The 13,759-nt window shown below is 69.7% G+C and carries 3 protein-coding genes; all 3 read right to left on the bottom strand.

What is annotated here, in order from left to right; all coding sequences use genetic code 11:
* Nucleotides 1-32 precede the first annotated feature (32 nt).
* The 3 genes from ACTZWT_RS15215 to ACTZWT_RS15205 are packed head-to-tail and all read right to left on the bottom strand — an operon-like array spanning nt 33 to nt 13,757.
* Nucleotides 33-8,876 (bottom strand): aminotransferase class III-fold pyridoxal phosphate-dependent enzyme, encoded by an 8,844-nt coding sequence (locus tag ACTZWT_RS15215; protein ID WP_444770515.1) that lies wholly within the window; start codon nt 8,874-8,876, stop codon nt 33-35.
* Nucleotides 8,863-10,977, bottom strand: a complete 2,115-nt coding sequence (locus tag ACTZWT_RS15210) for an AMP-binding protein (protein ID WP_444770514.1) — start codon at nt 10,975-10,977, stop codon at nt 8,863-8,865. The genes ACTZWT_RS15215 and ACTZWT_RS15210 overlap by 14 nt, the downstream gene beginning before the upstream one ends.
* Entirely contained in the window at nt 10,974-13,757 is a 2,784-nt protein-coding gene (locus tag ACTZWT_RS15205) for an ATP-binding cassette domain-containing protein (RefSeq protein WP_444770513.1), read from the bottom strand. Before ACTZWT_RS15205 ends, ACTZWT_RS15210 begins: the two co-directional genes overlap by 4 nt.
* Between the last annotated feature and the right edge of the window lie 2 nt (nt 13,758-13,759).

Here is a 13,759-nt window from a genome sequence, read left to right as displayed (position 1 = left end):
CTTCGCGGTCATTCAACGCGATCCGCCGTGGCTCAGCTGTAGAGGGTGAGGACGTCGAGATCCTCCTGGCTGAGGTCGAGCGCCGAGAAGTCGCTCGGCGAATAGCGGCGCTCCGAGTGACTCGCCACGGAACGGCAGGCGTCCGCCTCGACGGCGATAGCCCGCAGCAGCCGCTCGATGGTCGCGGCGTCATGGCCGGCGCCGAATTCGCAGCGGATCACCAGCGCGTCGTTATCGAGCCAGCAGTTGAAAGCAAGGCGGTGGGGGCGAACCGCCCGCGCGGCCCGCTCCCGGCCCGCGGACAACCGGATCAGCGGCAGCCCGGCATGGCCGAACCGACTGATGTCGCCCAGATAGTTGAACGACAGTTGCGGCCGCGGCCCGGTCAGCGGGACCGCGGCCCAGCGCAGCAATCCGTAACCCATCGACCGCGCCGCCGCAGCCCGCGCGATGTCCTTGACGGCCAGCAGCCAGCCCGGCAGATCGGTCGCGTCCGCCGGCAGCGCCAACGGATAGCGGGTGGTGAACCAGCCGATGCTGCGCGACAGATCGATGTCCGCATCACCCGGCTCGCGACCATGTCCTTCCAATTCGAGCTGCACCGCGCCTCCGGTCCAGCCGAACAGCGCGCGGGCGACCAGCGCCAGCGCGCTCTCATGCGGCTGGTGGCCGAAGTGTTCGGTGAGATCGGCGAACAGCGGCTGGCACAGTTCCGCGGCCAGTCGCAATTCACGGCATTGCGCGTCGCCTTCAAGATCCTCGTTGGTGGAGTGATCAAGCGGCACCGTCACCGATGTTTCCGCCACCGCCTGCCAATACGGACGATCGACCTCGAAGGCGGCGACCGTCGCCGGTTGATGGCGGCACCACCACGACCACGCCGTCGCCGGCGCCACAACCGGCCGCGGCGGGTCGGACAGTGCGTTGGCGAGATCGTCCGCCAGAATTGTCCAGGAGACCATGTCGAACACCAGATGATGCACAGCCACGACCAGGCGCCGCGCGGCGCCGGCTTCCACAAGCCCCGCGGCGAACTGACGTCCCGCAGCGGGGTCGAGTTGCGCTATCAGGCGATCGGCCATCCGATCCTCGGCGGCGGAAAATTCTTCGACGGCAGTTATCTGCTGCTGCAGCAATGCCGGCGAGATCTCGGCTGCTTCCACCTGCTGCAGCTGCGGATCGCCATCGCACAGCCGGGCGCGTAGCGCATCGTGACGCTGATGCGCCGCCGCGAGAGCCGTGCTGATAGCGTCCATCGTGGCACCGGGAGGAAGAGCGAACACCGCCGTCAGCGCCCAATGGCGGCGGTCGGGCATCGCGATGTCCATGAACCAATGCTGGATCGGCGTCAGCGGCACCGCCTCCGCAACCGGCCCGCGATCCACGACGGCGCGCGCCGAGACCGGCTGGATGATGGCGGCCAGGCCGCGCGGCGTCGGCGCGGTGAAGATCTGCGTCGGCGACATCAGCCAGCCGGCCGCCCTCGCTCTGCCGGCGAGCTGGATCGCCATGATCGAATCGCCGCCCAGCGCGAAGAAATCATCGTCAGCACCGATCATCTCCGCCGGCTCTCCAAGGCCGGCGAACAACTCGCGCCATAGCGCCAGGACCGTGGCGAGCACGCCTTCGGCGCGAACCGGCGCAGCGGCCGCAACGGCACGGGGCGCGGCGAACAGCTCCAGCAGCGCGTTGCGATCGACCTTGCCGTTGGCGTTGAGCGGCAGTGCCTCGACGATGATCAGGCGGGACGGACGATGCGCTTCGGGCAGCCGGTCGGCGAGGAGAGCGTCGAGGCTTTCCGGGCGCTGGCCGGGCGCCACGACGGCGCCGAACAGACGCGCCGCGCCGGCGTCGTCGCGCTTGACCAGCACCGCCGCATCAACGACGCCGGGGCAGCCGCGCAGCACCGCCGCCACGCCATTGGGATCGACCCGATGGCCGCGAATCTTTGCCATGTCGTCGTTGCGGCCGAGGAAGCGGACCAGGCCGTCGGCATCCATGCTGCCGAGATCGCCGGTGAGATAAGCGCGCGCGCCGTCGGCGCGGCGGATGAAGCCGGGCGCCGCATCCGTCGCCGGCGCCAGATAGCCCAGCGCGACGCCCGCGCCGCTGACGCGGATTTCGCCGGTCTCGCCGGCCGCAAGCACCGTGCCGTCGGCATCGACGATCTCCACGATGGCGCCGTCGAGCGGATGGCCGATCGGCACGCGGCCATCCGCCATCGCGCTCGCAAGCGCCGCGGTGACTTCCACCATGGTGCAGCCGATGGTGGTCTCGGTGGGGCCGTAGTGATTGAAGATGCGCAAGCCCGGCCGCAGCACCGTCAGCCGTTGTACCAATGCAAAGGTGAGCACGTCGCCGCCGCAGATCAGCGCGCGCCGCGGCAGCAGCGCGGCGGCGTCCGGATGCGTCAGCAGCGCGGCGAGATGGCTGGGGACGATCTTCAGCACATCGGCCGGCGCTTGCGCCATCCGGGCGATCAAGGCCGCAGGGTCGCGCGCGGTGGGCGCATCCACCACATTGAGCGTGCCGCCTGAAGCGATGGCGCCGATCACGCTGGTGTAGCCGAGGTCGGCGGCGAAGGAAGTGACGATCGCAAATACAAGCGGGCCCGGCATCGCCAGCCGGCGCAGCATGGCCTCCGCATAGGCGTGCAGGCCGCCGCAGGACACCATGACGCCCTTCGACCGCCCGGTCGAGCCGGAGGTGAACAGGATGTAGGCGAGATCCGAAGCGCCGCAGACAACGCGCGGTGGCGCCGCTATGGCCGGTGCATCGCGGCTCCAGCCCAGCGTCGGAACCGATGCCGTCGCGCTTCGCGTCGATGCATCCGTCACCAGCACCAAGGCACCGGATTCGGCGAGGAGCGTGGCGCGGTGCGCGGCGGGGTGCTCCGGCTCGAGCGGCACGAAGGCTGCACCGAGCCGGCTCGCGGCCGCCATCGCCACCAGCGAACCGGCGCCGCGCTCGAGGCAGAAGCCGACCCGGTCGCCATGTCCGACGCCAAGCCCCGCCAGCCGGGCCGCGAGATGTTCGCTCGCTTGCGCGAGTTGAGCCCAACTCAGCGTGCCTTCGTTATCGATCACCGCCGGCGCATCGGGCCGCTGCACAGCCCATTGCGCCACGTAGTCGGCGATCGTGCTAACTGGTGCCTCCGGTGCTGCGGGCTCCGCGCCGATGTCGTCCAGCAATTCGCGATAGCGGGCGACCCAGCCCTCGACCCGGGCGGCATCGAACAGGTCGGCGTTGAAATTCGCCTCGATGGCGAGGCCCGCTTCGCTGAGTTCGAGATTCCAGTTCAAATCCCAGCGCACGCTGCCATGGGCGTTGGCGCTGATTGTTGGCGCGAGGGCGCCGAACGCCGCGAGCGACTCCAGGCGGTCGAGGTTGAAGGAGACGCTCGCCAGCGGCGGGCGCGACGGATCGCGCCGTCCGCCGCTCGCCTTGACGATGGCGGACAGCGGATAGGCCGGATAGGCCATCGCCTGCGCCATCGCCGCGCGGGTCACGCCGAGCGCATCCGCGCCGCCGATGCCGGCGAGTCGCACCGGCACGGTGGAGATGCAATAGCCGGTCAGTCCCGGCTCGCCCACCATCGGCTGGCCGGCGGCGAAGATCGCCACCACCAGATCGTCCTGCCCGGAAAGTTCGGCCAGCAGCCGCCCATAGGCGGCGAGGCACAGCGTGAACAGCGAGCAATTCTGCGCCCGCGCTTGCGCCGCCAGCCGTTCGGCAGTGGCCGGCGGCAGCAGCGCAGCGATCCGCCCGCCCGCAAAACTCTGCAGCGGCGGCCGCGCCCGGTCGGCGGGAAGATCCAGCGGCGCGGGCAGACGGGCGAAGGTGCCTTTCCAATGCGCCGCGGCGTCCGGGTCGGCGGCCGCCACGCGGGCAAAGTCCGCGAAGCGCTGATAGCTGGCCGGCGCCGGCAGGCTCGCCGGGATCGCTGCGAGGCGAGCCGAATAGAGCCGGCCGAATTCGTTGGCGAGCACCTGCATCGACCAGCCGTCGGTGACGATATGCGGCTGGATCAGCACCAGCGCGCATTCGCCTGCGCCGATCCGCAGCAGATCAACTCTAAGTAACTGCCCGCCCGCCAGATCGAACGGCCGCGCCGCCTCGGACCGCACCCAGGCTGCAGCAGCCTCGACATCAGGCAGGTCGGCCTCGTCCAGCGTGATGGTGGCGGCGGTGGCGATGTGGACTTCGCGGCCGCCCTCGGCAAAATTCATCCGCAGGCTGTCGTGCCGCGCCGCCAGATCGGCCAGCGCGGCTCTGAGCATCTCCGCATCGAGTGAGCCGTCGAAACGCAGCAGCAGCGTCTGGTTATAGGCCGCAGCGCTTTCGGGGCTGAAGGCGGCAAGCGTCCACAGCGCCTGCTGTCCCGGCGAGGTGGCGATGGTCGCGGGCGCCGCCGGCCGCGGCGACGAGCCCATCAGGCCGACCGCCGTCAGCGCGCGGGCGCTGTCGCGCACCGCCTGCGCCACCTGGTCGAGATCGGAATCGGTATGCGCCGTGGAGAGGAAGCAGGTGCGCCCTTCCCAGACGTAGACGCCGCGCGAGATCAGCTGGCTGTAGAACAGATCGCTCGCACCCGCAAAGCGCAGCACCGAAGAGAAATGCTCGACCCGCAAGGCGCTGCCGTCGCGTTCGAGCGAGGCGTTGAGGTCGCGGCAAAAGCTGTCGGTGCGCGCGTTGAGGCGCTCCTGCAAAGCGGGGCCGGACGCGTCCAGGTGAGTAAGCACGGCGGTTGCGGCCGCCATCGCCAGCGGGTTTTTATTGAACGTGCCGGCGAAGAAGGTTCGGTCGGCCTGCGGACCGCCGGCGCCCTGCAGCGGCCATTGGCCGCCATCGATGCCGTCCAGATACGCGCGGGTGCCGGCAACGACGCCGATCGGCAGGCCGCCACCGACGATCTTGCCATAAGTCACAAGATCGGCCCGCACGCCGGCCCAGGCCTGCGCCCCGCCGCAGGCGACGCGAAATCCGAGCAGCACCTCGTCGAAGATCAGCGCCGCGCCGGCCCGGCTGGTGAAGCCGCGCAGCCATTGCAGGAAGTCGCGCGGCTGCAGGCTCGGGCGCCGGCTCTGCACCGGCTCGACGATCACCGCCGCGAGCCGGTCCGACAGCGCCTCCAGCGCGGCATGGCTGCCCTCGGGGTCGGCATAGTCGAGCACGACGACGTCGGCCAGCATGCCGAGCGGCGTGCCGCTGGCGAGCGGCAGGCTGCCGCCCTCGGCGGCGCGCGCCAGCGTGCCGTCGAAATGGCCGTGATAGGAGCCGGCGAACATCGCCACCAGCGGCCGGCCGGTGGCATGGCGGGCCAGCCGCAGCGCCGTCATAACCGCTTCGGTCCCGGTGTTGCAGAACAACACCCGCTCATTGCCGGTGAGCCGGGCGATCAGCGCCGCCGCCTCGCCGGCCTTCTGCGCCTGCGGCCCGAGGAACAGCCCCTGCTCCGACAATTGCCGCTGCATCGCCTCGACCACCATCGGCGGGTTGTGGCCGAACAATTGCACGCCGAAGCCCATGGTCAGGTCGACATAGTCGTTGCCGTCGGCATCGATGATGTGGCTGCCCTGCCCCTTCATGCCGATGATCGGATAGAGCATCGACTTGGTCTCGGGCCGGAAGCCCGCCACCGCGCGACTATCCGCCAGCACGGCACCGTAGGTCTCGCGCTGCCGGCGCGACGCTTGCCGGGCTGCGCCATAACTTGCGGCGAACTCCGCGATGAAGGTCTTCCCCTCCGCGCTCATCGGCTCTGCCTGCGGCTGAGCAGCCGCGATGCGCGTGACGGGCTGCAATGCGGGCGTCGACGCGGCTGTTACCTGCCCCATGGCGGACGGCGCAGTAGCCGTTTCAGGTGCGCGGGCCTCCACCTCGCTGACGACGCGCTCCAGCAGCGCGCGCGGTGTCGTCAGCGTCTCGAATAGTTCGCGGCGCGGGATTGCTACCTTCCAACGCCGTTCGAGCGTCGACATGGCTTCCATCAAAGCGAGCGAATCCACCCCGAGCGTGAAGAAGCCGGCATCGCCGGCCAGCGCCGCCTCGTCCAGTTGCAGGCTGCGCCGCAGGCTCGCCGAAATGCCGGCGCGCACTTCGTCCGGGCTCAGGGCCGGCGTCGCCGCCGGATGCGGCGCGGGCAGCGGCGCTGCGACCACGGCATCTTGCACGACAGCCGGCCGGTGCGGTGCCGCGATCCAGTGGCGCTCGCCGGCGAAGGGATAGCCTGGCAGGCTGACGCGCGGCGCGCCGCTCATTGGCCAGCGGATATCGATCCCGGCCGCGAACAGCCGGCAGAGCGCGAGCGCCAGAGTATCGGTCGCCGCACGGTTGCGACGCATGGTCGGAATGAAGTGCGTCGTAGCATGTTGGAAACCGGATGCGCGCTGGGCAAAGCCGACCAGCGTCGCGGCGGGGCCGATCTCCACCACCACATCCGCGCCGAAAGCGGCGATGCTGTCGAGGCCGTCGCCGAACCGCACAGGCTGGCGGATCTGCCGACCCCAATAGGCCGGGTCGAGGAAGTCAGCCGCAAGCGCCCCCGTCACATTCGAGACCATCGGCAGCCGCGGCTCTGCCAGGCCGGCGTCGCGTACCACCTGCTCGAACGGCGCAACCGCGGCGTCCATCAGATGCGAATGGAAGGCGTGGCTGGTGGCGATGCGCTGGCAGCCCATCCCTTCGGCGTCAAGATCCGCAAGTAACGACGCGATCGCCTCTTTGTCGCCCGACACCACCACCTCGTCCGGCGCATTCAGCGCGGCGACGTCGAGGCGCGAACCGAAACGCTCCATCAGCGGCGCGACGCGCGCGATCGGCGCGAACACCGCCGCCATCTCGCCGTCGCCCGGCAGCGCGCCCATCAGCCGGCCCCGCGCGGCCACCACATCAAGCGCAAGATCGAACGGCAGCATGCCGGCGACGCAGGCGGCAGACCATTCGCCCAGGCTGTGCCCGGCAACAATATCAGGCACCACACCGAACGACGCGAGACGCTCGGCCAGCGCATATTCGAGCACAAACAGCGCCGGCTGAACCTCGGCGGTGTCGGGCGCCCGCCCCCCTGCTACCGGATCGAATCGCAGCGCGGCCGGATCGGCGTCGAGCCGGCGCGTAGCGGCGTCCAGCCGGTCACGGAAGATCGGGTCGGCGGCATAAAGCTCCGCCGCCATGCCGGGCCATTGACTGCCCTGCCCGGAAAACAGGAAGGCGATTTTCGGCTGTTCGGCCCCCCCGAATCCGATGGCCCCGGCGATGGGCTGCTCGCCCTCCGCAATGCTGCGCAGACCCGCGAGCGCTTCGTCGTGACTGCGCGCGAGACAGGCGGCGCGATGGGCGAAGCGTCCGCGACCGCTGGCGAGGGTCGCGGCGACGGCCGCCAGCGGCGTCTCCGGATAGGCCGTCAGATGATCCGCCAGTGCGGCGGCGAGCCGGCGCAAGCCGCCATCGTCGCGCGCGGACAGCGCCAGCATGGTCGGCAGAATTTGTTCGGCTACTACACCGTGGCGCGGCGGCGCCTGCTCGACAATCAGATGCGCATTGGTGCCGGAAAAGCCGAAGCTGCTCACCCCGGCTCGCCGGTGCGTCGCGGAGGGCCAATCCATCGGCTGGTCGACGACGCGGACGGGCAGATCGCTCCAGGCGATGCGCGGATTGGGGGTGGACTGGTGCAGCGTCGCCGGCAGGCGCCCGGCCTGCAGCGCCAGCGCCATCTTGATCAGTCCGGCGATGCCGGCCGCGGCCTCCAGATGGCCGATATTGGTCTTGGCCGAGCCCAGCAGCAGCGGCGCGCCGCGATCCGCCCCATAGGCGGCGGCGAGCGCCTGCACCTCGATCGGATCACCGAGCGGCGTGCCGGTGCCGTGGCATTCCACGGCCTGGACATCGCGCGCCGACAGTCCCGCATCGGCCAGCGCCGCGGCGATCACCGCCTGCTGGGCGGCGCCGTTCGGCGCAGTGAGCGCGCTGGAATGGCCGTCATGATTGATGGCGGAGCCGCGGATGATAGCGCGGATGGCGTCGCCGTCGCGTTCGGCGTCGGCCAGCCGCTTCAGCACCACGAGCCCGCCGCCCTCGCCGCGCACATAGCCGTCGGCCGCCGCATCGAAGGTGCGGCAGGCATGGCCCGGTCCCAGCATCCCGGCGGCGGCGAGCGCCGCGGTGACGTCCGCATCGAGTACGAGGTTGACGCCGCCGGCGAGCGCGAGGTCGCATTCGCCGGTGCGCAGCGCGAGGCAGGCGGCATGCACCGCCACCAGTGACGACGAACAGGCGGTGTCGATCACCAGAGCGGGGCCGGTGATGTCGAGCCAATGGCTGATCCGACCGGCGGCGATCGATCCGGCGTTGCCCAGGATGGCCGCGGGCGACAGGCCGTCGGTGGCGTGAAAGCGGGCGTCGTAGTCATTGGCGCCGAGGCCGAGGAACACTCCGGTGGCGCGCGGGCGCAGCGCGGCATCCGCATAGCCGGCATCCTCCAGCGCCTGCCAGGCCAGCATCAGCGCGAGGCGGTGCTGCGGATCCATGGCGTCGGCCTCGACCGGCCGCAGCCCGAAGAAGGCGGCATCGAAACGCTCGACGCCGTCGAGATAGCCGCCCGGCGGCAGTCCGTCGCGCTCCGGCCGGTCCGCGGGCGCAGCACGGACCGCATCGCGCCCCTCGAACAGCATTTTGCCATAGGCTTCCGCCGAGCCGGCGTCGGCGAAACGGGCGGCCAGCCCGACGATCGCCAGCGGCTGGCTGGCCCGCGCCGTCTCGGTTCGCAGCCCGTCGATGCGGCCTTCCAGCGCCAGCATCAGATCGGTGATCTGCTCCGGACGCAGCCGGCCGAGCCGCTCGGTCAGGCTCGCATGCCGCTCCTCAGTGGCCGCCACGGCCGCCTCCCTCGATCATGGATAGCAAGTCTTCCAGGTCCCCGCCGGAAGCGGGTGGCGGAGACGGAGGTGGAGACCTGGCCGGGGCCGCCGGCGCTCCGCACAGATGCGCCACCAAGGCGCTGATGGTCGGGTGATCATAGGCGAGGGTCTGCGGCAGCTTCCGGCCGAGATGCGCGCCGAGCGCGCCGGCGAGTTCGACGGCATGGACCGAAGTCAGTCCGAGTTCGCCGACGCCGCGATCCACCCGCACCTCCGACAGCGGCAGTTCGAGCCGCCGCGCAAACCATTCGCGCAGCCATCGGTCGAGCGCCGCCGCGTCGCCCGTCGGGAGCAAGTTGGTCGTCGCCGTCGCGACCTCGCGAATCTGCTCTCCCGCGACGCGCCATTCGGCGATGACGGGAAGTGCGCCGTCACGCCAGGCCTGGCGGTTGGCGGCGCGCTGGATCTTGCCGCTGGAGGTGCGCAGCACTGCGCCCGGCTCCACCAGCACGATGCGCGACACCTGAAGCTCGAGCGTCTGCCAGACCGCCGTGCTGATCGCGCTGAACAATGGCGCCGGATCGGTGCGACGCTGGGTACGTTCCAGCTCCTGCACCAGCACGACCTGTTCGGCGCCCTGCTCGCCCGCAATGCCGAACGCGGCGCCGCTGTCGACGCGCAGCGCCGGATGCGCGGCCTGCGCGGCCCGCTCGATATCCTGCGGATAGTGATTGGCGCCCGACAGGATGATCAGATCCTTGATGCGGCCGGTGACGCAGAGTTCGCCATCGATCATCGCGCCGAGATCGCCGGTGCGAAGATATCTGATCGGGTCGTCTTCGCCGGCGATGCGGACCTCGAAAGTCGCCGCACTCTCGTCCGGCCGTCGCCAGTAGCCGCGCGCGATGGTCGGACCGCCGAGCCAGATTTCGCCGACCCGGTCGGCAGGCTGTCGGCGTCCGGTCGCCGGATCGACGATGGCAACGGCGACGTCGGCCAGCGGCGTGCCGGAGCCGGCAATTGTAGTACGTCGGGCAGCAGCACCGTCCAAGACGATCCGCCCGTCCTCCAGGGCGGCCGCATCCAGCGTGAACAACCGCGGCGCTACACCGACCGGGCTCGCGGTGACGGCGAGCGTGGATTCCGCAAGGCCATAGGCTGGTGCGAAGGTGGTGTCGCGGAATCCATGCGGGCCGAAAGCGTCGATGAAGTTATGCATCACCCGCGGATCGATCGGCTCGGCGGCATTCATCGCCATCACCAGACTGGAGAGATCGAGCCCCTCGCGCCGCTCGGGCGGAATCCGGCGGGCACAGAGATCGTAGGCGAAGCTGGGCGCGGCGGTGTGGGTGCCGCGAAAACGACTGATCGCCTCAAGCCACGACGCCGGACGCTGCAGAAAACTGTTCGGCGCCATCTGCACCACCGGGCAGCCGCTGAACAGCGTCTGCAACAGGCCGTAGATCAGGCCGAGGTCGTGGAAGGCGGGCAGCCACGTCACCATCGTGCTCGACGGCGACAGCCCCCAGGCGTCCTGCATCCGCGCCATGTCGGCCATCAGATTGGCATGGCTTACTTCCACGCCCTTGGGCAGCGCGGTGGAGCCGGACGTGTACTGGATGAAGCAGGTGGCGGCCGGATCGACCTCGCGCAGCGGGCCGGCCAGCGCCGGGTCGCGGTCGATGTCGCCGATGTCCTGCCAGCGGATCGCCGCGAGCACCGCGCTGTCGGCCTGCCACAGCGCCGCCTCCGCGACGCCGCCGGTCAGCGCCACCGCGGCGCCGCTGTCGGCCGCCACCGCCTGAAGCCGCTGGATCAGCCGGTGCCGGCGCGGCGGGTTGATCGGCACGGCGAGACGTCCCGACCATTGGCAGGCGAGGAACGCCACAAGGAAATCGACCGAAGGCTGAAACACCAGCAGCACCGGTGCGCCCGGCGCGCTGTCGCGCTCGAGGAAGCCCGCCACGGCGGCGGCCCGCGCCGCCAGCTCCGCCGCGCCGCAGCGTTCGACCACCGCGCCCTGGCTGTCCAGAAAGCTGATCGACCAGCGGTTGTCGGACGCGGCGGCGAGCGCCGCGAGACGGGTGGCGATGGTGCCGGCGGGCGCGTCAGGGCTCATTGCGGCCGCGCATGCGGCTGCAGCTTCTGCCAGGCGCAGTATTGCGTCATCGCCTCGTGGCGCGCCGACAGCGCTGTGACGATCCGTTGCTCGATAGCCGGATCCTCGGCGAGCAGCGCCCGCAGTGCCGTGTGATCGATCGTCAACAACTGGCAGGCCTTTCGCGTCACTACGCGGGTGAACTCCTCGGCTCTGTCCAGCGCCGCATATTCGCCCACCGCATCGCCGGCTTCGAGCACCTCGACCGCCATGAAGGTGCCGTCCGACAGACGCATGCTCTGCTGCGCCTCGCCCTGGGTGATGAAGATCAGGCGATCCGCCGGCTTGCCGTCCTCGATCAGCACGGTGTCGGGCCCGACCGCTTCCACCGTCATGCGGGCGAGCAGACCTTCGACGAAGTCGGCCGGCACGCCCTTAAGGATCGGACGCTTGCGCAGCCGGTCGAGCAGTTGCGCGTGGGGTACGGTGCCTTCGGCTCCGGCGATCACGCTGCGCTGCCACAGATCCGCATAGACGCCGTCGGCGGCCAGCAACGCCTGGTGGGTGCCGCTCTCGACCACGCGACCGGCCTTCACCACATAGACCAGATCGGCATGTTCGCACTGGGTGAGGTCGTGGGTGACCGAGACCACGGTGCGCCCGGCCGTGACCTTGCGCAACGTCGCCTCCACGGCGACGCGGCTCGCCGGATCGAGCGCCGAGGTGGCCTCGTCGAGCAGCATGATCTGCGGATTGTGCAGGATGGCGCGGGCGATGGCGAGGCGCTGGCGCTGCCCGCCGGACAGCTTGTTGCCGGCCTCGCCCACATTGGTGTCGTAGCCGTCCGGCAGCGACATGATGATCGGGTGGATGTCGGCGGCCTTGGCTGCGGCCTCGACCTCGGCGTCGGTGGCGTCGAGCTTGCCCATGCGGATATTCTCCCGCACCGAGATCTGGAACAGCATGGTGTCCTGCGGCACCAGCGAGATCAGCGAGCGGACCTGCGCCTCGCCGAGCAGGCGCAGATCGACGCCGTTGAACCGGACGTGGCCGCTGCCGGGCGAGAACTGGTTCTCGATCAGGCGCAGGATGGTGGACTTGCCGGAGCCGGACGGCCCCACCACCATCACCCTCCGCGGGCAGTCGATCGTCAGGGAGATCTTGTCCAGCACCGGGCTGCTGCCGTCATAGCTGAAACTCACCTCATCGAATTGCAGCGAATGCACCACCGCGCCGATCGATTCCGGCCGTTCCGGATCCGGCGCGGCATCGGGCTTGCCGAGCAGGTCTTGCGCACGCTCGAGGCCGCCGACGCCCTGAATCAGCAGCGGCAACTGCGCGCCGATGAACCCGGCCGCGCCGCCGATGGTGATCAGCAGCGTAATGAAGGCGACGATCGTGCCGGAGGACACCAGCCCGTCGACCGACTGCACGGCACCAAGCCCGATCACCAGCAATTGCGCGGCGCTGACGCCGAAGCTGGTCAGGCGGCCGACCAGGCCGGACGAAAAATACTGATGGTAGCTCGCGGAAAAGACCTCGCCCACCTGCCCGGCAAACAGCTTCGACCGCAATTCGCGCAGACCGAAGATGCGGATCACCCGCTGCATCAGCAGCGTCTCCTTGACGATCTGGGCAAGCCTGGCGTCCTTGGCGCCGCGCTCGTAGTTGTAGCGCACCGCGCGCTTGCTGACGCCGCGGGGGAGCCAGAACGCGAAGATCAGCGTGACAAGGGTGACGATCGCGAGTTGCCAGTCGAGCGTGAACGCCACCACGACGGAGCCGATCAGCATCAGGCCCTTGGAGAACAGCCCCGGGACCGCCCAGATCACGGCCTTTTCCACCACGGTGATGTCGTTGGAGAAGTGGGCGATGATCTCATCGGTGCTGGAGCTGGCGAGTTCGCGCGCATCGATGGCGTTGATCTTGCGAAACATCCGTTCGCGGAGGTCGTTGAGGATGCGCGGTCCGAGCTTGGCCAGCGTGTAGTCCAGCACCACGCCGAATCCGGACGCCGCCAGAAAGCCCAGAGTGAGGTAGGCCAGATACAGGCTGATGGCCTCGACATCGCTCGGCTTGATGCCCTTGTCGAACAGCGACTGCAACAGAACCGGCACGGTGACGGCGTAGAGAATCTGCACCGCGTTGGCGAGCAGGAACCAGAACAGCAGCACCCTGTGCTGGGCTGCCGCCCGCGCCACCCAAATCACCAGGTGCACAGGTCCCTTGCGGACCGGACCGCCGTTCGACGCTTGCTGCCATTTCAGCTCGAGGGCGGCCGTCGAGACGCCCGCCGCCGCCTGGCTGGCGGACTCCACTGTCCCATCGATACCCATCTCGCGCCCGAACTTGATGAAGCCCTTCGGTCCCTGCGCAAGCAGCAGATAGTCGACGAAGGCTGCGGCCCGGCGGACGTCCTTCTGGTCGACCTCCGGCAGCAACAGCCGGTTGGCGAGACCGTCGAGATCCTTCGCCTCGGTGCGCGGGATCACCACCGGCGTCGGCTTCTTGCCGTCCTCCCGGGCAACTTCCTGAAGCACCGAATGCAGCAGACCGAGCCCGAGTAGGCCCCAGGCGCCGCTGGGCATCGCCAGTTTGTAGGTGAACAGGTGATGCGCCAGGCGGCGCACGGGATCGCGTCGGGCAGCCTCCGGGTTGGCGGCCATCGCCTCGGCGATGAAGCCGCCGTCCGGCGTCAGGGCCAGACGGTCGCATGCGAGGCCGTAGAGGCGCTGCAGCTTGTGCTGCACCTCGTCGTCCGTTTCGGATTTCTTGAACCAGTCGAAATGCCGGTTGGACATGG

It is taken from the genome of Rhodopseudomonas sp. NSM (assembly GCF_052445935.1).
In the GTDB taxonomy this organism is placed as follows: Bacteria; Pseudomonadota; Alphaproteobacteria; order Rhizobiales; family Xanthobacteraceae; genus Rhodopseudomonas.
The sequence above is the reverse complement of the archived record's forward strand: the minus strand, read 5'-3'. Positions and strand labels throughout refer to the sequence as shown.

Excerpts from the sequence above, each read along its gene's own strand:
- ACTZWT_RS15210 (WP_444770514.1), bottom strand. The coding sequence starts at position 10,977 with ATGAGCCCTGACGCGCCCGCCGGCACCATCGCCACCCGTCTCGCGGCG.
- ACTZWT_RS15205 (WP_444770513.1), bottom strand. The coding sequence starts at position 13,757 with ATGTCCAACCGGCATTTCGACTGGTTCAAGAAATCCGAAACGGACGAC.